The sequence below is a fragment of the Comamonas sp. CAH-2 genome, from assembly GCF_009668305.1.
GTDB classification, from domain to species: domain Bacteria; phylum Pseudomonadota; class Gammaproteobacteria; order Burkholderiales; family Burkholderiaceae_C; genus Comamonas; species Comamonas aquatica.
Window position 1 is genome coordinate 14613 of the sequence record NZ_VSWF01000034.1, and the last position, 23215, is coordinate 37827.

Below are 23215 nucleotides of genomic sequence, written 5' to 3' on the forward strand. Positions count from 1 at the left end.
TCCACCCCCAGAACAATTAGGAGACACACATGTTCTATCGTGAGAACGGTCAGTTCAAAACCAGCTACCGGGCCGACCAGCAGATCTTCACCATCCGCCAGGACAAGATCGCCATCCTGGTGCTGATCGCCGCCGCCTTCCTGGTGGTGCCGATGTTTGCCTCGGACTACTTCTACCGCGCCATCCTGATCCCCCTGGTCATCATGTCGCTGGCCGCGCTGGGCGTGAACATCCTGGTGGGCTACTGCGGCCAGATCTCGCTGGGCTCGGGGGCCTTCATGGCCGTGGGGGCCTACGGCGCCTACAACGTCATCGTGCGTATCCCCGGCATGCCGCTGATTCCTGCCCTCATTCTGGGCGGCCTGTGCGCCACCTTCTTCGGCATCCTGTTCGGCCTGCCCAGCCTGCGCGTCAAGGGCCTGTACCTGGCCGTGGCCACGCTGGCCGCGCAGTTCTTCAGCGACTGGATGTTCCTGCGCATCAAGTGGTTCACCAACAACTCGCCCTCGGGCTCGGTGTCGGTCTCGGACCTGCAGGTCTTCGGCATGGCCATCGACTCGGCCCAGTCCAAGTACCTGTTCTGCCTGAGTGTGCTGGTGGTGCTGGCCCTGCTGGCCAAGAACCTGGTGCGCGGCGCCATCGGCCGCGAGTGGATGGCCATCCGCGACATGGACGTGGCCGCCAGCGTGATCGGCATCCGGCCGATGTACGCCAAGCTCAGCGCGTTTGCCGTCAGCTCCTTCATCGTCGGCGTGGCCGGCGCCCTGTGGGCCTTTGTGCACCTGAGCGCCTGGGAGCCGGCCGCCTTCTCGGTGGACATCTCCTTCAAGCTGCTGTTCATGGTGATCATCGGCGGCCTGGGCTCCATCATGGGCAGCTTCTTCGGCGCGGCCTTCATCGTGGTGCTGCCCATCTTCCTGAGCCTGCTGCTGCCCGCCCTGGCCAACCTGTTCGGCTTCGAGATTTCCACGGCCGGCGTGTCGCACGCGGAATTCATCATCTTCGGCGGCCTGATCGTCTGGTTCCTGATCGTCGAGCCCCATGGACTGGCCAAGCTGTGGTCCATCGGCAAGCAGAAGATGCGCGTCTGGCCTTTCCCGCATTGATCGAGTTTCAAGGTGTGTGTGCGCGTGTTGCGCGTTTTCGGTGACGTTAGAGATCCATCCCAACAAGGAGACAAACCATGAAGTTCACCCGTCTGGCCCTGGCGGCCACCCTGGTTGCCGCCGGTGCCGGCTTTGCTGGCAGCGCAGCGGCACAAGCCAACGAGCAATTCATCCCCCTGCTGTCCTACCGCACCGGCGCCTATGCCCCCAACGGCATTCCATGGGCCAACGGCAAGCAGGACTACCTGAAGCTGATCAACGAGCGCGACGGTGGCATCAACGGCGTCAAGATTGCCTATGAAGAGTGCGAAACCGGCTACGCCACCGACCGCGGCGTGGAGTGCTACGAGCGCCTGAAGAGCAAGCCTTTCGTGGCCGCGATCGACCCCCAGGCCACCGGCATCACCTTCGCGCTGACCGAAAAGGCGCCCGTGGACAAGATCCCGCTGATCACGCTGGGCTACGGTCTGTCGATCGCCAAGGACGGCAATGCCTTCCAGTGGAACTTCCCCTTCATGGGCAGCTACTGGACCGGCGCGGACATCCTGATCCAGCACATCGGCAAGAAGGCCGGCGGCCTGGACAAGCTCAAGGGCAAGAAGATTGCGCTGATCTACCACGACAGCCCCTTCGGCAAGGAACCCATCCCGGTGCTGCAAGAGCGCGCCAAGATGCACGGCTTCGAGCTGCAACTGCTGCCCGTGACCGCGCCCGGCGTGGAGCAGAAGGCCACCTGGCTGCAGCTGCGCCAGAGCCGTCCCGACTTTGCCCTGCTGTGGGGCTGGGGCGTGATGAACTCCACCGCACTGAAGGAAGCCCAGGCCACCGGCTTCCCGCGTGACAAGCTGTATGGCGTGTGGTGGGCCGGTGCCGAACCCGACGTCCGCGACGTGGGCGAAGGCGCCAAGGGCTACCAGACCCTGGCACTGAACGGCTATGGACAGAACACCAAGGTGGCGCAGGACGTGCTCAAGCACGTGCACGACAAGAAGGCCGGCACCGGTCCGCGTGACGAAGTCGGCTCCGTGCTCTACACCCGCGGCATGATCATCTCCATGCTGACCGTGGAAGCCATCCGCACCGCGCAGGAGAAGTTCGGCAAGGGCAAGCCCATGACCGGTGAGCAGGTGCGCTGGGGCTACGAAAACCTGAACCTGACGGACGCGCGCCTGAAGGAGCTGGGCTTCGAGGAAATCATGCGTCCGCTCAAGACCAGCTGCGGCGACCACATGGGTTCCACCTGGGCCCGCATCCACACCTGGGACGGCAAGAAGTGGAACATGGGCAGCGACTGGTACCAGTCGGATGACAAGGTGATCGAGCCGCTGATCAAGGAACAGGGCGACAAGTACCTGGCCGACAAGAAGCACACCCGCCGCGCCGCTGCGGACTGCAAGTAATGCAGCACGGGCTGGCTCTCCGGTGCCAGCCCGGCTCCAGCACTTGTGCAACGGCACTGCCCGCTTCGGCGCAGTGCCCAGCCGACAGTCCTGCCACCCATGCGCAGGCCTGTCGATTGGTTGAAAGGCACGACTATGCAAGCACAGAACATCGTCCTCAGCGTCAACGGCATTGAGGTCATCTACAACCACGTCATCCTGGTGCTCAAGGGCGTCTCGCTGCAGTTGCCCGAAAAGGGCATCGTGGCCCTGCTCGGCGGCAACGGCGCCGGCAAGACCACCACCTTGCGCGCCATCTCCAACCTGCTCAAGGGCGAGCGTGGCGAGGTGACCAAGGGCAGCATCGAGCTGCGCGGCGAACAGATCCAGAACCTGTCGCCTGCGGACCTCGTCAAACGGGGCGTGGTGCAGGTCATGGAGGGGCGGCACTGCTTTGCCCACCTGACCATCGAGGAAAACCTGATGACCGGCAGCTACACCCGCAGCGACAAGGGCGAGATCGCAGCCAACCTGGAGAAGGTCTACAACTACTTCCCGCGCCTAAAGACGCGCCGCACCAGCCAGGCGGCCTACACCTCGGGCGGCGAGCAGCAGATGTGCGCCATCGGCCGCGCCATCATGAGCAACCCCAACATCGTGCTGCTGGACGAACCCTCGATGGGCCTGGCGCCGCAGATCGTGGAAGAGGTGTTCAACATCGTCAAGGACCTGAACGCCAAGGAAGGCACGACCTTCCTGCTGGCCGAGCAGAACACCAACATGGCGCTGAAGTACGCCGACTACGGCTACATCATGGAAAGCGGCCGCATCGTGATGGATGGCCCCGCAGCCGATCTGGCCTCCAACGAGGACGTCAAGGAGTTCTACCTGGGCGTGGGCGGTGGCGAGCGCAAGAGCTTCAAGGATGTCAAGAGCTACAAGCGCCGCAAGCGCTGGCTGGCATGAAGACCACAAATCCATAGCTGCTTGCGCCCGCCAGCAGGGCGCAAACGGCATATTTCACCCTCAAATCTCATTCCAAGTTTTGGAGCACCCGCATGAGCCAGCATTACGACGATCTGGAGACCCGCGCCCCGGCCACGCGCGAAGCCGCGCTGATGGCGGCGCTGCCGGCCCAGGTGGCCCATGCGCAGCAGCACGCGCCCGCCTTTGCCCGCATCCTGGCAGGCGTGCAGGCCGGCGACATCGATTCGCGCGCCGCACTGGCCCAGTTGCCGGTGACCCGCAAGTACGAACTGCTGGCCACCCAGCAGGCCCACCGCGCCAGCAGCCCCTTCGGCGGTTTTGCCACCCAGGCCTTCGGTGCGCGCATGCCCCGCGTCTTCGCCAGCCCCGGCACCATCTATGAGCCCGAAGGCACGCGCCCGGACTACTGGCGCATGGCCCGCGCCATCTATGCGGCGGGCTTTCGCCCCGGCGAGCTGATCCACAACTGCTTCAGCTACCACTTCGTGCCCGCCGGCTCGATGATGGAAACCGGGGCCCACGCCCTGGGCTGCACCGTGTTCCCCGGCGGCACCGGTCAGACCGAACAGCAGGTGCAGGCGATGGCCGAGCTGCAGGCGGCCGGCTACATCGGCACCCCCAGCTTCCTCAAGCTCATCCTGGAAAAGGCCGAGCAACTGGGCGTGGCCCTGCCCCAGATGCACAAGGCCCTGGTCAGTGGCGAAGCCTTCCCGCCCTCGCTGCGCGACTGGCTGCAGGCGCGTGGCGTGACGGCCTACCAGTGCTACGCCACGGCCGACCTGGGCCTGATCGCCTATGAAACCTCGGCCCGCGAAGGCCTGGTCCTGGACGAGGGGGTGATCGTCGAGATCGTGCGCCCCGGTACCGGCGACCCCGTGCCCGAGGGCGAGGTGGGTGAACTGGTGATCACCACCCTGAACCCCGACTACCCGCTGATCCGCTTCGGCACCGGCGACCTGTCGGCCGTGCTGCCCGGCACCTGCCCCACGGGGCGTACCAATGCGCGCATCAAGGGCTGGATGGGCCGTGCCGACCAGACCACCAAGGTGCGCGGCATGTTCGTGCACCCCGGCCAGGTCTCGGAAGTGGTCAAGCGCTTCCCCCAGGCCGGCAAGGCCCGGCTGGTGGTCAGTGGCGAGATGGCCAACGACCAGATGACGATGCTGGTCGAGAGCACCGAGACCGCGCCCGGCCTGGCGCAGCTGATGGCCGAGGCCGTGCGCGAAGTCACCAAGCTGCGCGCCGAGGTGCAGTTGGTGGCACCCGGCAGCCTGCCCAACGACGGCAAGGTGATTGAAGACGCCCGCAGCTACGCCTAAATTCCCACATTGCAAAAATCAGAACGCATGATGCAAAAAAAGCACAGATGACCCTTGGGTGGGCGGGCCACACCGGCCGCCCATCGAAGCTTCACACACACCCTTCACAGGCCCTCCGGGCCTGTTTTGTTTGGTGAACAAGTCAAAAAATGCGCGCATTTACTCGAAATTTCACGAATTTAAAGTCACCTTGGCAACACCACTGCCGCACGCCGTTGATTGATTTCGCGCAAGCATTTTCCGTTCTTAGAATTTTTTCCGGACAACCTAGGGAATGTGCGGAGATGGCATCCCACCACATATTCATAGCATTCCCCCCTTACAAGCGTTAGGAGATACACACAATGGCCCAGACATTCCGCATTGCCGCCATCGCCTTGGCAGCCGCCGCCACTTCGTTCGGTGTGGCAGCCCAAGATTTCCCTGGCAGCAAGAACATCACCGTCGTCGTTCCCTTCACCGCCGGCGGCCCCACCGATCGTGTGGCCCGCGATCTGGCAGAAGCCCTGCGCAAGCCCCTGGGTGGCGCCACCGTAGTGATCGAAAACGTGGCCGGTGCCGGCAGCTCCATCGGCGCCGCCAAGGTGGCCCGCGCCAATCCCGATGGCTACACCCTGCTGCTGAACCACATCGGCATGTCGACCATGCCTTCGCTGTACCGCAAGCTGCCGTTCGACGTGCTCAACGACTTCGAATTCCTGGGCATCGTCAACGACGTGCCCATGACCGTGATTGGCCGTCCCACCCTGGAAGCCAAAAACTTCGCCGAACTGCGCGAGTACATCAACAAGAACAAGGAAAAGGTCAACATCGGTCACTCGGGCCTGGGTTCCGCCGGCCACCTGTGCGGCCTGATGTTCCAGAGCGCGATGGCCACGCAGATGACCACCGTGCCCTACAAGGGCGCCGCCCCTGCGATCACCGACCTGATGGGCGGCACCATCGACCTGATGTGCGACCAGACCACCAACACCTCGTCGCAGATCGAAGGCAAGAAGGTCAAGGCCTACGGCGTGACCACGCTGCAGCCGCTGAAGGCCCCCGCCCTGAAAGACATCCCCACCCTGGACTCTTCGGGCCTGAAGGGCTTCAACGTGACCGTCTGGCACGGCCTGTACGCCCCCAAGGGCACGCCAGCCGCAGTCCTGACCAAGCTGAACAACGCCCTGAAGCAGGCCGTGAAAGACCCTGAGTTCGTCCGCAAGCAGGAAGGCCTGGGCGCCGTGGTGGTGGCCGACAGCCGTGTCGAACCCGCCGAACACAAGAAGTTCGTGGCCAAGGAAATCGAAACCTGGGGCAAGGTCATCAAGGCCGCCGGCCAGTTCGCCGACTAAGGCCTTGGGCCCAGGGCATGGCACAGCGCCATGCCCACCAAAAAAATCGCCCGGGCGCACACGCACCCAGGCGATTTTTTTATGCAAGCGACCCGCGGCGCACCTTCGCGCAGCGGGCCCGGTCTGGCGTCAGAGGTGCCAGGTCACTGGCTTGCCCTCGGCCGCACTGCGGCGCAACATGTCGGCAAAGGGCACCACCCGCTGGCGCAGGCTGACGGAGCCCAGTTGCGCCGATGCGAGGGCCGCCTTGGCCACATCCTCGTGCGCCGAGGACTGCATTTCGATTTCGATTGCCTTGCGCTTGGCATCGTCCTCGGCCACGGCGCGCTCCAGTACATCCAAGGCATGCGGGATCTGCTCGACCGTCACAATGCCAGGCTCCCCCACCTGCTTGTCCAGCAGCTTCAGCAACTGCTCGGCGGTGGCTTTCAGCATGATCAAGTCGGCCGTAGCGCGTGATTGAAAGGTGTAGGCCATCTTGCTTATCCTTTTGGGTACATGTAGTCACGTTGGAACGCATAGTCAGATTGCGCGCCTCGCAAGGAGCCGGTCTGGATCTCACCGGACGGGCGTATCGCCAGCATTTGGTGCAGACCCATCCAGCCTTGCTCGAACCCCATCGCACAACCTGCCAGATACAAGCGATAGGCACGCAACGCGCGACCTGAGCGCTCAGTATCAGTTTGTACCGCCAAAATGCGCTGCGCAGCGTCCAGTTGCGCTTCCAATGCGTCAGACCACGTCCATAGTGTGCGCGCATAGTGCGGGCGCAGGTTCTCGGTGTCGACCATTTCCAACCCCGCTTCAGCCATGGTCTGAAGCACCGTGCTGACATGCACCAGCTCGCCGCCGGGGAAGATGTAGCGGTCGATGAAGTCCCCCATGCCGGCGCCCAGCTGCCGGTTGCGCGTACCGCCTGCGGTGATGCCGTGGATCAGGGCCAGGGCCCCGGGGCGCAGCAGCCGGTACACGGTCTGGAAGTACTCCGGCAGGTTGGCCTGCCCCACATGCTCGAACATGCCGACCGAGGCCAGCTTGTCGTAGGGCGCATCGCTCAGTTGGCGGTAGTCACACAGCTCCACCTGCACGCGCCCCTGCAGCCCCAGGGTCTCGATCAGGTGGCGCACATGGTTGAACTGGTTGCGCGACAGCGTGATGCCCTTGGCCTGCACGCCGTGGTGCTGGGCCGCCCAGATGATCAGCCCGCCCCAGCCACAGCCCACGTCCAGCAAGCGCTCGCCCGGGTGCAGGTCCAGCTTGCGGCAGATGTGTTCCAGCTTGGCCTCCTGGGCCTGGGCCAGGCTCATCTGGGGCTCGCGGTAGTAGGCGCAGGAGTAGACCCGGCGCGGGTCCAGCCACAGGGCATAGAAATCGTCGGACAGGTCGTAGTGAAACTGCACCTGCTGCGCGTCGCGCTCCAGCGTATGCAAGGCCATGGACCGCGCGCGCGCCATGACCTGGGACCACCAACTGGCCGTGCCCCGCACGGGATCGGTCTGCAGCAACCCCAGGGCTGCGGCCATCACATCGCGCATGCTGCCATGCACCTCGACCCAGCCTTCGACGATGGCAGCCCCCAGCGAGCCTATCTGCCCCTGGACCAGCGCCAGGTAAGCCTCGGGCGCGCGCAGCACCACCAGCACCTGCCAGGACGCAGGGCCGATGCGCTGCCCCGATGGCAGCTCCACCGCCATCGGGACTGGCAGCGCCGCCAGCCGGGCTTCCAAGGCAGCCAGCATGTGTTTCATGCGTCCAATTGTTGGAGCCCGGATCGCCGTGCGTCAATGCGCGCCACGCCGTGGCGTTGACAGACTTTTTCCCGTTTTACCGGCGTTGTCGCTTTTTCACGGCGAACGAAAGCTGACGCTCAGACCGTGCCGACCAGCTTCTTGTACGCAGCCAGCGTGTTGCGCGACACGGACTGCAGCACCTGTTCGTACGTGGTCTTCTGGCGCGCCATCAGGCGCATGGAGGCGATGGTGCGCGTCTTGCAGAACCAGTGGCAGGTGTGCTGCAGCAGCAGCAGCTCGGCCGTCATGGTGAAGGCCATGCGCTTGCGCGTGGCCGGGTCCACCCCGTCCGGGGCGCAGGCGTCGCGCACGGCCCGCGCATGCAGCTGCAGGGCCTCGCGCATGTCGAAGGTGTGAGCAGGCATCAGGCGGTCGAAGTACGGCAGCGCCAGGGGCAAGGTGCTGACCCGGGTGTCCTGGGCGTTTTCCTGGGCAAAGCTGTCGGCCAGTCGCTGCAGCTGGTCGGCCAGCGTCTTTTCGCTGTTGTCCAGGATGGCCCAGACCTGCTGGCGCCGCTCGGGCTCCTTCTCATCCAGGGCGCGCATATAGCCCTCGATCAAGCCCCCCATGAGCTTTTCCACCTGGGTCGGCGCCAAGTGCGCCCCCAGCAGGCGCACACGGCGGCGGTGCTCCATGCCTTGCAGCACATAGATGCCGATCGAGCCCACGATAATCCACGTCAAAAAATCCATAGTGCGAAGTCCGCCTGCCTGCAACAATCCAGCCCCCAGTGTATTCAGCCCAGGCGCGCCCTGGGTACCGCTGGACTTTTATGATCCGCCGTTTTGGCCCTTGCCTGATTGCTCCGTCCCGTGTCCCAGATCCTGATTGAACGCTCCCATACCCTCGGCCTGGAGGCCGCCCGCCAGCACGCCCGGCACTGGGCCGCACAGGCCACCGCCAAGTTCGGCGTGCAATGCCGCTATGAGGCCGGCAGCACGCAGGACGTGCTGCACTTCGACGGCAGCGGCATGCAGGGCCAGTTGCAGGTCAGCGCCGAGCAGCTGCGCCTGGAGGCCGAGCTGGGCTTTCTGGCCGCGATGTTCCAGGAGAAGATCGAGGCCAAGCTGCACGCGCAGTTCGACGCCATGCTGGCATCCTGAAAAGATAGCTGGTTGCGCTTGTCTTACCTGGAATTCATTACAAAAAGCCTATGAAAACCATGTATCAAGCGCGCTGACAGCTCCTTTTTTTTCACAGCATCCGACAGCAAAAAAGGCAGCCTGGGCTGCCTTTGCTTTTTTTAGTAACGAACCGGATGGCGCTCAGCGCAGCGACTCGATCAGGTCGATGTACTGCTGCTTGGCGTCGTCCGGGGACATGTCCTTGAGCTTTTCCCAGGCATCCCACTTGGCGCGGCCCACCATGTCGGTGAAGCTGGGCTTCTTGGCCTCGTTGTCGCCTTCGGTGGCCTGCTTGTACAGGGCATAGATCTTCAGCAACGTGGCGTTGTCGGGGCGCTCGCTGAGCGATGTGGAATTCTTCACGGCGGCGTCGAACGCGGCTTGCAGATCGGACATGGACGGGTCTCCTGTGGTGTAGTAATCAGGCTCAGTGTAGCCAAAATCGCGTCAAAAAGCACGATCGTGCGAAAGCAAAAAATAGGCGTGCAGGCACGCCTGCACGCCAACCACCTCGGAGTTCGCGGCACCCGCAGGCGCCGCCGCCTTGTTGTTAGAACTTGTGGATCACGCCCACGGCCATGGTGTTGTCGCGGGCCAGGCTGAACGCGGTCTCGGCCTTGCTGTTCACGCTGCCGTAGGCGGCATACAGCGCCGTGCGCTTGGACAGGCTGTAGTTGGCGAACAGTTCGAAGGCGTTGGCGCCTTCCTTGGCCGACTTGGTGCCATCGGCATTCTTCACATTTGTCAGGCGAGCGAACTGCGCCCCCACCTTCCAGGCGCCGATGGGCGCGGCGATACCGATGCCGAAGCCGTCGCCTTCGGTGCGCTTTTCGTTGCGGGTGTAGATCACGCTGGCTTCGGCCACGCCGAAGTTGTACTTGGCGCCCAGCGCATAGCCGTTGCGGTTGTCGGTGGCGCCCACGGCGGCCTGGGTCGACATGCTCTTGGGCTGGAAGGCGGCGCCCAGGGTCAGGCCCCCGGTCTGGTAGCTGGCGGCCAGCTGCAGGAAGTCCTTCTTGTCGCCGGCCGTGCCGCTGACGGTTTCGGAGAAACCGTAGGCCACGCGCGCCTGGAAGCCGCCCAGCTTGGGCGTGGCGTACTGAATCTGGTTGGACTGGCGCGAGCTCATGAACGCGCCATTGGCAGCGATACCAAGCACCTTCATGGCGCTGGAGCCATCGGCCGTGCCATTCAGGTCAAACGTGCCCATCAGGCGGTTCTGGGGGGTGGTGGTGCGGCCCAGCATCACTTCGCCAAAGCCACCCGACAGACCCACCCACGACTGGCGCTTGAAACCTTCGGTCCAGGCCCCGGTGTCGCTGCCGATCTCGCCCTCCAGCTGGAAGTTCGCCTTCAGGCCATTGCCCAGGTCTTCCGAGCCGCGAAAGCCCAGCTTCGAGGTGTCGGTATAGCCGCTCATCATTTCGACACTGGCATCGCTCTTGTAGCCGCGGCCCACGCTGGTATCGATCACGCCTTACACCGTCACGTTCGACTGTGCGGCCACGCTGCCGGCGGCAGCGGCCAAGACCATGGCCAGCGCCACGTGCATTTGCTTGTTCATGTTCCGTTCCCTTGGGTTGTGAATCACGCCGGGGGCATCGCCCGGCGCTGGCTGCGATTGGAAATTTCGGAGATGACAAGGCCGCGTCGGGCAGATGACGATTTGGTTGCGCACCACAGGCACCCGCTGCAAGGCCAAAGGCCGTGGCGCCCGGCACGTGCCCAGGGCCCGTGCGCCCCAGTGGAACCAGGTGCCGCCAAGGGCCGCGCGGCGGATCAGTGGCCGGGGCGTGGCGCCAGGCGTACGGCCAGCAGCACCAGCAGGGCCGTCAGGCCGATGGCGATCAGGCTCATGGCCATGCCCTCGCCGACCGAGCCCTGCTCGAACTGGCGCCAGACGTAGACCGACACCGTCTGCACCCCGGTCGGCGCCAGCAGCAGCGAGGCCACCAGCTCGCGCGAGGCGATGGCAAACACCAGCAGCATGGCCGCCGCCACGCTGGGCGCCAGCAGCGGCGCCACCACCCGCGCCAGCATCTGCCACAGGCTGGCCCCGTGCACGTGCGCAGCCGATTCCAGTTGCACGCTCACCTGCTGCAAGGCGGCGTTGGCATAGCGGATGGGATAGGGCAAGAGCAGGCAGGCATAGGCCAGCAGCAGGATCAGCCAGGTGTTGTAGGGCGTGACCGGCAGCCACGGCTGGTTCCAGGCCAGGATCAGGCCCACGGCCACCACAATGCCCGGCATGGCATTCGGCAGCACCGACAGCACGTCCAGCGCCAGGGCCGTGCGGGTGCGCAGGCGCACGCTGCAGTAGGCCACCAGGGCCCCAAACACGCCCACCAGCAGCGCGGCCGCCAGCGCCAGCGCAAAGCTGGTGCCCAGGGCCTGCAGCGCTTCGGAGCCCGCACCCAAGATGGACCGGAAGTGGCGCAGCGTCCAATTGTCCCAGGCCAGCCCGCCCGACAGCGTGCCCGTGAACGCTGTGGCCGTGATCGCCAGCAAGGGCAGCAGCGTGGCACACACGGCCACGGCCGCAAACAGCAGCAGCACCGGCAGGCGCCAAGCGCCCAGGGCCGCGCGGTGCAGGGCCTGCGGCTTGCCGTCGGTGGCCTCATAGCCACGGCCGGCCATCAGCCGCCGCTGGCCCACATACGCCAGCACGGCCAGCAGCATCAGCACCAGCGACAGCAGGGCCGCGCCCGGCAGGTCGATGGGCCAGTCGGACAGGCGCTGCTCGATGGCCGTCACCAGCACCGCAAAGCCCACGTGGGAGGCCAGCACCGCCGGCGTGCCGTATTCCTCGATCGTCATGGCAAACACCAGCAGCCCGCTGGCCGCCAGGGCCGGCAGCGTCAGGGGCAGGGTGACGCGCCACAGCGCCTGCCAGGGGCTGGCCCCGCAGACCCGCGCCACCACCGCCAGGCGGCCACCGGCCGCCGCGGCCGCCCGCGACACGGCGAAGTACACCACCGGAAACAGGTTCAACACCATGACCAGCACCACACCGGGCACCGAAAACAGCAGCCCCGCCGCGTGCTGGCCCGTGGCCTGCTGCAGGTAGCCGGCGGGCTGCAGCAACAGGATCCAACCCATGGCCGCGATGTAGGGCGGCACCATGAAGGGCACCAGAAAGCACAGATCCCACAGGGCGCTGCCCGGCAGGCGCCCCAGCCCGCGCAGCAGGCCCAGGGGCAGGCCCAGCAGCAGGCAACCCAGCACCACCCACAGGCCCAAGGACACGGTGTTGCCCAGCAGTTCGGACATGGCCGTGTCCTGCCAGACCTGCCGCCAGTGCGCCAGCGGCTGCGCCCAATCGGCCTGCGCCGCACCAGGAAACACCGCCTGCAAGACCACAAAGGCCACCGGCACCACCACCAGCACGCCCATGCCCAGCATGGCGGTCCCGGGCAGCAGCGTGCCCCTTGGTTTCCACGGCATCATCGATCCCATTCCTTGCGCGTGCCCGGTGGGCACACGCGGCGCACACCACCGCAACGCATCACTTGCGCACGAACAGTTCGTCAAAGCGCTGCAGCAGCGCCGCACGGCCGGCGCGCTGGGCATCGGATTCCTGGGCGAAGGCCTGGAAGCTGCTCAGCGCTGGGCGTTGGGCCGGCACGTCCGCACGCGCCGGCAGCAGGAAGGACTTGGCGACGATGCGCTGGCCCTCGTCCGACAGCACGTAGTCCACAAAACGCTTGGCCTGCTCGGCCTTGGCGCTGCGCTTGAAGATCATCATGGGCCGCGCCGCCACCACCGTGCCGCTGCGCGGGAAGATGATCTCGACCTTCTCGCCCTTGGCCTGGGCCGCATAGGTCACATAGTCGACCGCGCCGAACACCGCCGCCTTGGCCCCCTGCAGCACCGGGTTCAGGGCCTGGGCGTTGGCGCCGGCAATGTGCATGCCGTTGGCGCGCAGCTCGCCGAACAGCTTCCAGGCCTGGGCGCCGTGCTGCGACTGCAGGCCGGAGATCAGCTCCAGCGCCGTGCCCGACTTGCTCGGGTCGGGCATGTTGACCTTGCCCTGGAAGGCCGGCTCCGCCAGGTCCTTCCAGTCGCTGGGGCGCGGCGTGCCGCTGGACGGGTTCCAGGCAATCGCCAGCGCCGACAGGCCCTGGGCCACGTAGGAAGGGCCTTGGTAGGCCGCCGGTACGGTCTTGGCGTTCGGGCTGCGGTAGTTCAGCAGCCAGCCGCGCTGGTGCAGGTCCAACGCGCTGTCCCACGAGGCCGAGATCAGCACATCGACGCGGGGATTGCCGGCCTCGGACTCCACGCGCGCCATGACCTTGCCCGAGTCGGCCTGGAAGACCTCGACCTTCTCGCCGCCCTGCTGCTCGAAGCCCTGGGCCAGCTCCTTGATCAGGCCGGCCGGGCCGGCGGTATAGACCGTCAGCGCCTGGGCCACCGGCTGCAGGGCCACCAACACCAGGGCGCCGACCACACCGGGGCGCAGCACACGAAACCAGGGGCGTGAATGCATGTTCATCGTTCCATCCAAACAGTGAGAAAACAGAAGGCGGGCGCGGCCTCAGTCCACCGCGGCAAACCAGTGCAGGCGCTGCATGTCCAGGCGCAGCGGCACGCGGGCGCCGGCAGGCAGGCGTTCGCTGCTGTGCACGCGCACCGGCTGGCCCCAGTCGGCGTCGATCCAGGTGTCGAACTGGCCGCAGCGGTAGTGCTGCGACAGCACGCGGCCCTGCACGGGCAGGTGGTCGTCCTGCTGTGCCGTGCCCAGCGCCAACGCCCCATGGGGCAGCAGCAACTGTCCCTGGGCCGCGGTGCTTGGTTCCACCGGCGGCACCAGGCAACGCCACTGCGCGCCCGCCACCTGCCAGTGGCTGCCCTGCCACTGCGCATCCAGCAGGGTGCCCAGCTTCAGGAACTGCGCCACCTGGCGCGTGCGCGGTGCGGACCACAGGGCCTGCGGCGCATCCAGCTGGTGAAAGCGCCCATCCATGACCACGGCCACACGGTCCGCCAGGGCGCAGGCTTCCTCGTGGTCGTGCGTGACGTAGACGGCGGTGCAGCCCAGCTCGCGCAGCAGGCTGCCCATTTCGGCGCACAGGCTCTCGCGCAGGTCGCGGTCCAGGTTGGACAGGGGTTCGTCAAACAGCACCAGCTGCGGGCGCGCCACGATGGCCCGCGCCAGCGCCACGCGCTGCTGCTGGCCGCCGGACAGGCTGGACGGCGCACGCGCCCCCAGGCCCTGCAGGCCCACCAGGGCCAGCACCTCGTCCACGCGGCGCGCGGCCTCCTGGCGCGGCACGCCGCGCATGCGCAGCGGAAAACCGACATTGCCCTGCACGCTGAGGTGCGGCCACAGGGCGTAATCCTGGAACACCATACCCAGGCCGCGCTGCTCGGGTGGCACGCTGTGCCCGGCCGTGGCCACGCAGGTGTCGCCCATCCAGACTTCGCCGGCGCTGGGCTGCTCCAGCCCGGCCAGGATTTTCAGCAAGGTGGTCTTGCCGCAGCCCGAGGGGCCCAGCAGGGCGATGGTTTCGCCGGGGGCGATGTCCAGGTCCAGGCCGTCCAGCACGGCGCGGTCGCCGTAGACGCGGCGCAGCCCCTGCACCCGCACGGCGGCCCCTGGCATCTTGGTGTGGTGGGTCATATGCACGATGGCGGCATGCTAGGCCGCAGGCATGACAAATCCGTGTCAGCCGCATGCGCCAGGGCGGCGCGCCATGCTTAAATCAGCACCCCCACCCTGGAACTGCCCTGCCTGCCATGTCTGTGACCCACATCCTCGGCGCCTGCCCCCACGACTGCCCCGACACCTGCTCGCTCACCACCACGGTCATCGACGGCGTGGCCACCAAGGTGCAAGGCAATCCCGACCACCCCATGACCGGCGGCGTGCTGTGCGCCAAGGTCAGCAAGTACACGCAGCGCACCTACCACGCCGATCGCGTGCTGCAGCCCCTCCAACGCAGCGGCCCCAAGGGCAGCGGCCAGTTCACCCCGGTCAGCTGGGACGAGGCGCTGCGCGACATCGCCCAGCGCCTGCACACGATTGCGCAGCGCCAGCCCGAGGCCATCCTGCCCTACAGCTATGCCGGCACCATGGGCCAGGTGCAGGGCGAGAGCATGGACCGGCGCTTCTTCCACCAACTGGGCGCCAGCCTGCTGGACCGCACCATCTGCGCCAGCGCCGGCAGCGAGGCCCTGGCCGCCACCTATGGCGGCAAGCTGGGCATGCGCATGGAGTTCTTTGCCGAGAGCCAGTTGATCCTGATCTGGGGCAGCAACAGCATTGCCAGCAACCTGCACTTCTGGCGCCTGGCCCAGGAGGCCAAGCGCCAGGGCGCCAAGCTGGTGTGCATCGACCCACGCAAGAGCGAGACCGCCGAGAAGTGCCACGAGCACCTGCAGCTGCTGCCCGGCACCGACGCCGCCCTGGCCCTGGCGCTGATGCACGAGCTGATCGTGCACGACTGGCTGGACCACGACTACATCGCCCAGCACACCCTGGGCTGGGAGGCCCTGCGCGCCCGGGCGCTGGAGTGGCCGCCCGAGCGCGCCGCCCAGGTCTGCGGCCTGCCCGTGGAACAGATCCGCCAGCTGGCGCGCGACTACGGCAGCACCCGGCCGGCCGCCATCCGCCTGAACTACGGCATGCAGCGCGTGCGCGGCGGCGGCAATGCCGTGCGCGCCATCGCCTGCCTGCCCGCCCTGATCGGCGCCTGGCGCCACCGTGCGGGCGGCCTGCTGCTGTCCAGCTCGGGCGTCTCGCCCTTCAACAAGGCGGCCCTGCAACTACCGCAGCTGCTGGGCGACCGCCGCCCGCGCACGCTGAACATGAGCACCATCGGCGACGTGCTGCTGCACCCGGGCGATGCGCAGTTCGGCCCGCAGGTCGAGGCCGTGGTGGTCTACAACAGCAACCCCGTGGCCGTGGCCCCGGAATCGGCCAAGGTGGCCGCCGGCTTTGCGCGCGAGGACCTGTTCACCGTGGTGCTGGAGCATTTCCTGACCGACACCGCCGACCACGCCGACTACGTGCTGCCCGCCACCACGCAGCTGGAGCACTGGGACATCCATGGCAGCTACGGCCACACCGATGTGCTGCTGAACCGCCCGGCCATCGCCCCCGAAGGCCAGTCGCGCAGCAACGCCCAGATCTTCCGCGACCTGGCCGCGCAGATGGCGCAGCTGGACCCGGCCTTTGCCGCCCCGCATTTTTCTGAGCCTGATGAGGCGCTGTGCCGCACGGCGCTTGCGGGAACAGCTATGGATTTCGAAAGCCTGCTGACCCAGGGCTTTGCCCACATCCCGGTGGCCGAGGCGCCGTTCGCCCAGGGCGGCTTTGCCACGCCGTCGGGCAAGTGCGAGTTCGACAACCCACGCCTGGCCGCGCTGGGCATCAACACCCTGCCCGACCACGTGCCCAATTACGAGCCGCCCACGGCCGCCCACCCGCTGGCCATGATCTCGCCGCCGGCGCGCAACTTCCTGAACAGCACCTTCGCCAATGTCGCCAGCCTGGCACGCATGGAAGAGCGCCCGCTGCTGGAGCTGCACCCCGAGGACGCCGCCGCGCGCGGCATTGCCGATGGCGACCGGCTGCGCGTCTTCAACGCGCGGGGCAGCCACGTCTGCCACGCCGCCGTCAACGGCCGGGCCCGGCCCGGGGTTGTGGTGGGCCTGGGCATCTGGTGGCGCAAGCAAGGGGCCAACGGCACCAACGTGAACGAGCTGACCCACCAGCAGCTGACCGACATCGGCCGCGCGCCCTGCTTCTACGACTGCGCGGTGCAGGTCGAGCGGCTGGCCTAGTTCCCGCCCCGGGCACGCCGGCGGCTGCGCACCACAGCGCCGCCGGGCCCACCTCAGTCCTCGGCCAAGGCCTGGAACTGCTGGACCAGAAAATCCAGCAGCGCCCGCACCGCGGGCAACTGCCCCCGGCGTGAGGCGTAGACGGCGTGGATCACCTCGACCCGCGGGGCCCAGCCCGGCAACACCTGCACCAGGCTGCCGTGCGCCAGTTCGGCGCGGATGAACATGCTGGGCAACTGCACCACGCCCACACCGGCCAGGGCCGCATCGCGCAGCGCCAGCATGGACGGGGTCACCAGGCGCGGCTGGTGACGCACCTCGGCCCGCTCCTGGTTCGGCCCCAGCAGCACCCAGCGGTGGCTGTCCTGGGGCTGGCCCATGTCCAGGCTGGGCCAGCGGGCCAGGTCCATGGGCCCCAGGGCCGGCCCCATGCGCGCCAGCAGCGCGGGGCTGGCCACCAGGCACTGGTGGCGCTCGGCCAGCTGGCGCAGCACCAGCTCGCTGTCCTGCAGCGGCGGTGGGCGCACGCGGATCGCCAGGTCCAGCCCCTCGGCCACCACGTCCACGCGGCGGTTGGTCTCGTCCACCTGCAGGCTCACCCGCGGGTGCTGGGCCATGAATGCCGCCAGCATCGGCCCCACGCGCGCCGCCAGCAGCGCCACCGGGCAGCTCAGGCGCACCACGCCGCAGGGCTCGCTGTGTGTCAGCGCCACGGATTCCTCGGCCGCGGCCGCCTCGGTCAGCATGGCGCGGCAGTGCTCGTAGTAGCGCTTGCCCAGTTCGGTCACGGCAAAGCTGCGCGTGGAGCGCAGCAGCAGTTGCGCGCCCAGGCGCTCTTCCAGCAGGGCGATGTGCCGGCTGAGCTTGGACTTGGGGATGCCCAGGGCCCGCCCCGCCGGGGCGAAACCGCCGTGCTCCACCACCAGCGCGAAGTAGTACAGGGGATTCAGGTCCGGGAGTTTCATCGTTTTAAAAATGGAACGCTGCATGCGATTTTTGCAGTCTACCCAAACAATCGTTCCAAATTCAAAATTCCTCCCATGTTCTACGCACGGTCTGCGGCCTTCCGCCGGAGCGTGCACCCACCAGGAGGAAGCCATGTTGAAAAAGATTCTGGGTGTCTATGAAGCCCCCCGCCCCCACTGGGTGGGCAACGGCTTTCCCGTGCGTTCGCTGTTCAGCTACGCCGACCACGGCCAGGCGCTGAGCCCGTTCCTGCTGCTGGACCATGCCGGTCCCCAGCACTTCCAGCCCACGCAGGGCCGGCGTGGCGTGGGCACGCACCCGCACCGCGGCTTCGAGACCGTGACCATCGTCTACGAGGGCGAGGTGGCCCACCGCGACTCCACCGGCGCGGGCGGCACCATCGGCCCCGGCGATGTGCAGTGGATGACGGCCGCCTCGGGCATCCTGCACGAGGAGTTCCACTCCGCAGCCTTCGCCCGCGCTGGCGGCCCGCTGGAGATGGTGCAGCTGTGGGTCAACCTGCCGGCCCGCGACAAGCTGTCCGCACCCGGTTACCAGACGCTGCTGAACGCCGACATTCCCCGCGTGGCGCTGCCCGACGGCGCCGGTTCGGTGCGCGTGATTGCCGGGGACTTTGCTGCCGCCCATGGCCCGGCCCGCACGTTCACGCCCATCAATGTGTGGGATGTGCGCCTGACCGCCGGTGCCAGCACCGAGCTGCAGGCCCAGCCCGGCCACACGCTGGCCCTGGTGGTGCTGCACGGCACGGTGATGGTCAACGGCCAGGAGGTGGTGCGCGCCGGCCAGCTGGTGCACCTGGACCGCGCCGCCGACAGCGTGCACCTGGAGGCCAACAACGAAGTCACGCTGCTGTGGTTGTCGGGCGAACCCATTGACGAGCCCGTGGTCGGCCATGGCCCGTTCGTGATGAACACCGCGGCCGAGATTGAACAGGCCCTGGACGACTTGCGCAGCGGTCGCTTCGGGCGCATACCGGTGGCCGAACGCAGCCCCGGCGCCACCCGGGCCCATTGACCATCCATTTTCCCTCCGGCGGGCCCGCCCGCCGGATTCTTCCCCCCGCTCCCAAGGAGACTCCCATGAGCAAGAAGCCTTACGTTCGCCTCGACAAAGACAATGCCGCCGTGCTGCTGGTGGACCACCAGACCGGCCTGCTGTCCCTGGTGCGCGACATCGACCCGGACAAGTTCAAGAACAATGTGCTGGCCCTGGCCGACATGGCCGAATACTTCCAGCTGCCCACCATCCTGACCACCAGCTTCGAGACCGGCCCCAACGGCCCGCTGGTGCCCGAGCTGAAAGCCCAATTCCCCGACGCGCCCTACATCGCCCGCCCCGGCCAGATCAACGCCTGGGACAACGAGGATTTCGTGCAGGCCGTGAAGGCGACCGGCAAGAAACAGCTGATCGTCGCCGGCGTGGTGACGGAAGTCTGCGTGGCCTTCCCCGTGCTGTCGGCCCTGGCGGAAGGCTTTGAGGTGTTTGTGATTGCCGATGCCTCGGGCACGTTCAACCCCATGACCCAGCAGGCCGCCTGGAGCCGCATGGAGCAGGCTGGCGCCCAGCTGATGACCTGGTTTGGCGCGGCCTGCGAGCTGCACCGCGACTGGCGCAATGACATCGAGGGCCTGGGGACGCTGTTTTCCAACCACATCCCCGACTACCGCAACCTGATCCACAGCTACACCACGCTGACCGCCGCCAAGTAAGCGCGGCGGCCTCGCACCCCCAGCCCGCCGGCGTGTGCCGCCTGCGGGCTTTGGGCTGTGGTGGATTGAAATGGATAGCTGCTTGCGCTGGAGGGACAAGCGCTCAAGCCTGTTTTTGCTGTAAGTCTGGCAGGCAGCTGGCGCCGTGCTGTTCTGCGTCGTGCAGCGGCTCGGCCGGGGCAAAGTTCTGGCTGTAGGCGATGCCCCAGTTGCGCATGGCAATCAGCACCGGCTGCAGGCTGCGGCCCAGTTCGGTCAGCGCATAGTCCACGCGCGGCGGCACCTCGGCATACACCGTGCGCGCCACAATGCCGGCGTCTTCCAGCTCGCGCAGCTGCAGCGTCAGCATGCGCTGGGTGATGCCGGGGATAGCACGGCCCAGCTCGCCAAAGCGCTTCTTGCCGTGCAGCAGCTGGAACAGGATGATGGGCTTCCAGGTGCCGCCCATCACCGACAGCGTCACCTCCACGGCGCAGCCGCTCTTGCTGTTCAAACGTTTCATGCGGCCTCCTGCGCCGGTGGTGGGTGGCCCGGGGGCCGGTGTATCCGATGCTGCCGCAAGGCCGCGCGGCCTGCATTGCTTATATTTTTAATACTACCCCACAAATATGTTGGTACTGGTCATGCCGCGCGGTAGCGCGCACCATGGAGGCCATCCTTCACTGCCCGCAAAGATCGCCATGAAAGCCTTGCAACTGGCCGCCCCCGGTGGCCTGGACCACCTGCACCTGACCACCCTGCCCGATGCCCCACCACCAGGGGCCGGCGAGATCCAGGTGCGCATCCACGCCACCTCGCTGAACTACCACGACCTGCTGGTCGTCAGCCGCCCCGGCGCCACCGCCGATGGCCGCATCCCCATGGCCGATGGGGCCGGCGTGGTCACCGCCGTGGGCGCCGGCGTGACCGAATTCGCCGTGGGCGATGCCGTGGTATCCACCTTCTTCCCGCAGTGGCTGTCGGGCCGCCGCGTGCCCTCGGACTTCAAACTGGTGCCCGGCGACGGCGTGGACGGCTTTGCCTGCGAGGCCGTGACCCGGCCGGCCACGGCCTTCACCCACGCGCCCCGCGGCTGGTCGCACGAGGAAGCGGCCACGCTGACCACGGCCGGCCTGACCGCCTGGCGTGCGCTGTTCGTCAACGGCCGCCTGCAGCCGGGCGACACCGTGCTGGTGCTGGGCACGGGCGGGGTCTCCATCTTTGCGCTGCAAATGGCCAAGGCCGCCGGCGCGCGCGTCATCGCCACCACCTCCAGCGCCGCCAAGGCCGAGCGCCTGCACGCCCTGGGGGCCGACGTGGTCATCAACTACCGCGACACGCCCGAGTGGGGCAACGCTGTGCTGGCCGCCACCGGCGGGCGCGGTGCCGACATCGTGGTCGAGGTTGGCGGCCCCAACACGCTGCCGCAGTCCATCCGCGCCGGCGCCGTGGGCGGCCACATCGCGCTGATCGGCGTGCTGACCGGCTTTGCCGGCAGCGTGCCCACGGCCGAGATGATGGCCAAGCAGCAGACGCTGCAGGGCCTGATCGTCGGCAGCCGCGAGCAACAGCAGGACATGGTGCGCGCGCTGGAGCAGTGGGGCTGGCAGCCGGTGATCGACCGCCACTACCCGCTGGAGCAGATGGCCCAGGCCTTTGCCCACCAGCAGTCGGGCCAGCACTTCGGCAAGATCGTGGTGCGTTACTGACCCTGAAAAAAGAGAGCGCGTTGCGCGCGGCAGGATTTGGTTTTCACGCCCAAACAGCGTGAAAAGCTTGCACGACCAGCGCCAGCCGCTCCTTTTTCCAAGAATGCCCGGCGCGGCACACCGGCTGGGCCCGGTGCCTGGGTTTATGCTTTGGGGCAGCCACCAGGAGATGCCCATGCTGCACACCGCCGTCGTCGCCGTCCGGGACCGCGCCCGCCTGCAAGAGATTGTGGGCACGCTGCTGCGTTTCGGTCTGGCCGACGTGGTGCACTCGCTGGGCCTGTCGCGCTGGTCGACTTGGCGCAGCACCGAGGCCGAGGCGGAGGCAGCCCACACCGCCCTCAGCCGCGCGGAACGCGTGCGCCTGGCCATCGAGGCGCTGGGCCCGAGCTTCGTCAAGCTGGGCCAGATCCTGGCCACGCGCTCCGACCTGCTGCCGCGCGAATGGACCCGCACCCTGGAAACCCTGCACACCCAGGCCACGCCCCAGCCCTGGTCGGTGATGCGGCCCCACATCGAGGCCCAGCTGGGCCGCCCGGTGCACGAGGCCTTCGCCCGGTTTGACCCCGAACCCATCGCCGCGGCCTCCATCGCCCAGGTCTACCGCGCCCAGCTGCGCCGCCCGGACGGCAGCCTGCGCGAGGTGGCGGTCAAGGTGCAGCGCCCCGACATCCGCGCCGGACTGGAGGCCGATGCCCGCCTGCTGCGCCATGTGGCCGCCCTGGTGGAAGAACGCTTTCCGCAGCTGGAACGCTACCGCCCCAGCGACGTGGCGCGCCAGGTCGGCGACGCCCTGCGCGAGGAGCTGGACTTCAGCATCGAAGGCCGCAGCACCGAACAGGTGGCCCAGGCCTTTGCCGGTGATCCGGACATCGCCATCCCGGGCGTTGTCTGGGCGCTGAGCACGCCCGAGCTGCTGGTCCAGGACTGGCTGGACGGCATTCCCGCCAACCGCGCGGCGGGCGACGCCCGGTTCGACGGCCGCCTGCTGGCCCAGCGCGGGGCCCATGCCTTCCTGCACATGGTGCTGCGCGACGGCCTGTTCCACGCCGACCCGCACCCTGGCAACCTCTTCGCCCTGCCGGGCAACCGCGTGGGCTTCATCGACTTCGGCCTGGTCGGCCACCTCTCGCCCCACCGGCGCGACCAGTTCCTGGTGCTGCTGCGCGCCCTGGTCGAAGGCGATGCCGACAGCCTGGTCATGGTGCTGCTGGAATGGACGTGCGACAGCCGGGTCAGCATCGGCCTGATGGAATCCGCCGTCGAGCGCTACATCGCCCGGCGCGGCAGCGGCCCGCTGCGCCTGGGCGACTCGATCAGCGAATTCATGGACCTGGCGCGCGAATCGCAGATCGCCATGCCGCCCGACATGGCCCTGCTGTTCAAGGCCCTGGTCACCGCCGACCGCGTGCTGCTGCAGCTGGACCCGGACTTCGACGTGATCCGCACCGCCGCGCCCCTGGTGCGCGAGCAGATGCGCGCCCGCTACACCCCGCGGCGCCTGCTGCGCGAGCAGCGCGCGGCCAGCCGGCAGATGTACGAGATGGCGGCCGATGTGCCCAAGACCCTGCGCCTGCTGATGTACCGCCTCAAGCAGGGGCGCCTGGGCGTGGACATGGAGGTGCGCCACCTGCACCGCCTGTCCACCGCCCTGGAGCGCGCCGCCACGCGCCTGTCCCTGGCCGTGGTCGCCGGTGCCTTCATCCTGGGCATCGGCCCAACGCTGCTGGCCTCGCAGGTGCACCTGTTCGGCATTCCCGTGTTTCCGGTGCTCGGCGGCCTGGGGGCGGTGATCAGCCTGGCCGTGCTGGGCCTGACCATGCGCCGCCAGCGCGCCCTGGACTGAGGCCGCATGCGACCCCGAAACATTGGCCTGATTGCGGCCGCCGTGCTGGGCGTGCACCTGCTGGTGCTGTGGGGGCCGGGCGACGCCTGGACCCAGGCCCAGCCCGACGTGCCGGCGGAGGTCGCGCGACTGGACACGGTGTGGATCAGCCCGCCCGTGGC

General features: G+C 67.4%; 21 protein-coding genes. 11 read left to right on the forward strand and 10 right to left on the reverse strand.

Going from position 1 to position 23215, the window contains the following annotated elements; translation table 11 throughout:
* The first annotated feature begins 29 nt into the window (after window positions 1-29).
* The 5 genes from FYM52_RS15225 (at window position 30) to FYM52_RS15245 (ending at window position 6125) form a co-directional block, all read left to right on the forward strand.
* Window positions 30-1106 carry a branched-chain amino acid ABC transporter permease gene (locus tag FYM52_RS15225; RefSeq protein WP_154164710.1) on the forward strand — a complete coding sequence of 359 codons (1077 nt, stop codon included), beginning with the start codon at window positions 30-32 and terminating at the stop codon, window positions 1104-1106.
* Window positions 1107-1183: 77 nt separating this feature from the next.
* Window positions 1184-2506, forward strand: coding sequence for an ABC transporter substrate-binding protein (locus FYM52_RS15230; protein ID WP_045265971.1), 1323 nt, complete (start codon window positions 1184-1186; stop codon window positions 2504-2506).
* 135 nt (window positions 2507-2641) lie between these two features.
* Window positions 2642-3451, forward strand: coding sequence for an ABC transporter ATP-binding protein (locus FYM52_RS15235; RefSeq protein ID WP_042419448.1), 810 nt, complete (start codon window positions 2642-2644; stop codon window positions 3449-3451).
* Between the two features lie 92 nt (window positions 3452-3543).
* Window positions 3544-4791 carry a phenylacetate--CoA ligase family protein gene (locus tag FYM52_RS15240; RefSeq protein WP_154164711.1) on the forward strand — a complete coding sequence of 416 codons (1248 nt, stop codon included), beginning with the start codon at window positions 3544-3546 and terminating at the stop codon, window positions 4789-4791.
* A 344-nt stretch (window positions 4792-5135) separates the two neighbouring features.
* Entirely contained in the window at window positions 5136-6125 is a 990-nt protein-coding gene (locus FYM52_RS15245; protein ID WP_154164712.1) for a tripartite tricarboxylate transporter substrate-binding protein, read from the forward strand.
* Between the two features lie 129 nt (window positions 6126-6254).
* Here the strand turns inward: FYM52_RS15245 and FYM52_RS15250 are convergent, their stop codons facing one another.
* From FYM52_RS15250 to FYM52_RS15260, 3 genes are all read right to left on the reverse strand, one after another.
* Complete coding sequence (locus FYM52_RS15250) at window positions 6255-6602, reverse strand: DUF1840 domain-containing protein (protein ID WP_042419439.1); 348 nt, start codon at window positions 6600-6602, stop codon at window positions 6255-6257.
* Between the two features lie 5 nt (window positions 6603-6607).
* Window positions 6608-7873 carry a class I SAM-dependent methyltransferase gene (locus FYM52_RS15255; protein WP_042419436.1) on the reverse strand — a complete coding sequence of 422 codons (1266 nt, stop codon included), beginning with the start codon at window positions 7871-7873 and terminating at the stop codon, window positions 6608-6610.
* 119 nt (window positions 7874-7992) lie between these two features.
* Window positions 7993-8607 (reverse strand): hypothetical protein, encoded by a 615-nt coding sequence (locus tag FYM52_RS15260; protein WP_042419433.1) that lies wholly within the window; start codon window positions 8605-8607, stop codon window positions 7993-7995.
* 120 nt (window positions 8608-8727) lie between these two features.
* On the opposite strand from FYM52_RS15260, the gene FYM52_RS15265 reads away from it, so the two are divergent.
* Window positions 8728-9018: a polyhydroxyalkanoic acid system family protein gene (locus FYM52_RS15265; protein WP_042419430.1), complete on the forward strand. Its 291-nt coding sequence runs from the start codon at window positions 8728-8730 to the stop codon at window positions 9016-9018.
* A gap of 162 nt (window positions 9019-9180) precedes the next feature.
* On the opposite strand, the gene FYM52_RS15270 is transcribed toward FYM52_RS15265, so the two are convergent.
* From FYM52_RS15270 to FYM52_RS15290, 5 genes are all read right to left on the reverse strand, one after another.
* Window positions 9181-9435, reverse strand: coding sequence for an acyl-CoA-binding protein (locus FYM52_RS15270; protein ID WP_045265967.1), 255 nt, complete (start codon window positions 9433-9435; stop codon window positions 9181-9183).
* A gap of 154 nt (window positions 9436-9589) precedes the next feature.
* A complete protein-coding gene (locus FYM52_RS15275; protein WP_154164713.1) occupies window positions 9590-10513 on the reverse strand; it encodes a porin in 924 nt (307 codons plus the stop codon).
* Window positions 10514-10818: 305 nt separating this feature from the next.
* Window positions 10819-12486 (reverse strand): iron ABC transporter permease, encoded by a 1668-nt coding sequence (locus FYM52_RS15280; RefSeq protein ID WP_162524747.1) that lies wholly within the window; start codon window positions 12484-12486, stop codon window positions 10819-10821.
* Between the two features lie 58 nt (window positions 12487-12544).
* A complete protein-coding gene (locus FYM52_RS15285) occupies window positions 12545-13525 on the reverse strand; it encodes an ABC transporter substrate-binding protein (RefSeq protein ID WP_179954960.1) in 981 nt (326 codons plus the stop codon).
* 48 nt (window positions 13526-13573) lie between these two features.
* Window positions 13574-14659 (reverse strand): ABC transporter ATP-binding protein, encoded by a 1086-nt coding sequence (locus FYM52_RS15290; RefSeq protein ID WP_154164716.1) that lies wholly within the window; start codon window positions 14657-14659, stop codon window positions 13574-13576.
* 116 nt (window positions 14660-14775) lie between these two features.
* On the opposite strand from FYM52_RS15290, the gene FYM52_RS15295 reads away from it, so the two are divergent.
* Window positions 14776-16824: a molybdopterin-dependent oxidoreductase gene (locus tag FYM52_RS15295; RefSeq protein ID WP_154164717.1), complete on the forward strand. Its 2049-nt coding sequence runs from the start codon at window positions 14776-14778 to the stop codon at window positions 16822-16824.
* A gap of 53 nt (window positions 16825-16877) precedes the next feature.
* On the opposite strand, the gene FYM52_RS15300 is transcribed toward FYM52_RS15295, so the two are convergent.
* Window positions 16878-17789, reverse strand: coding sequence for a LysR family transcriptional regulator (locus FYM52_RS15300; RefSeq protein ID WP_154164718.1), 912 nt, complete (start codon window positions 17787-17789; stop codon window positions 16878-16880).
* Window positions 17790-17925: 136 nt separating this feature from the next.
* On the opposite strand from FYM52_RS15300, the gene FYM52_RS15305 reads away from it, so the two are divergent.
* Window positions 17926-18825, forward strand: coding sequence for a pirin family protein (locus FYM52_RS15305; protein ID WP_202981142.1), 900 nt, complete (start codon window positions 17926-17928; stop codon window positions 18823-18825).
* Window positions 18826-18890: 65 nt separating this feature from the next.
* Window positions 18891-19520, forward strand: a complete 630-nt coding sequence (ycaC, locus tag FYM52_RS15310; RefSeq protein ID WP_154164720.1) for an isochorismate family cysteine hydrolase YcaC — start codon at window positions 18891-18893, stop codon at window positions 19518-19520.
* A gap of 103 nt (window positions 19521-19623) precedes the next feature.
* On the opposite strand, the gene FYM52_RS15315 is transcribed toward ycaC, so the two are convergent.
* Window positions 19624-20022 (reverse strand): helix-turn-helix domain-containing protein, encoded by a 399-nt coding sequence (locus FYM52_RS15315; RefSeq protein WP_162858931.1) that lies wholly within the window; start codon window positions 20020-20022, stop codon window positions 19624-19626.
* Window positions 20023-20200: 178 nt separating this feature from the next.
* On the opposite strand from FYM52_RS15315, the gene FYM52_RS15320 reads away from it, so the two are divergent.
* Window positions 20201-21208: an NAD(P)-dependent alcohol dehydrogenase gene (locus FYM52_RS15320; RefSeq protein WP_154164721.1), complete on the forward strand. Its 1008-nt coding sequence runs from the start codon at window positions 20201-20203 to the stop codon at window positions 21206-21208.
* A 175-nt stretch (window positions 21209-21383) separates the two neighbouring features.
* Window positions 21384-23054 (forward strand): AarF/ABC1/UbiB kinase family protein, encoded by a 1671-nt coding sequence (locus tag FYM52_RS15325; protein ID WP_154164722.1) that lies wholly within the window; start codon window positions 21384-21386, stop codon window positions 23052-23054.
* The last annotated feature ends 161 nt before the right edge of the window (window positions 23055-23215 follow it).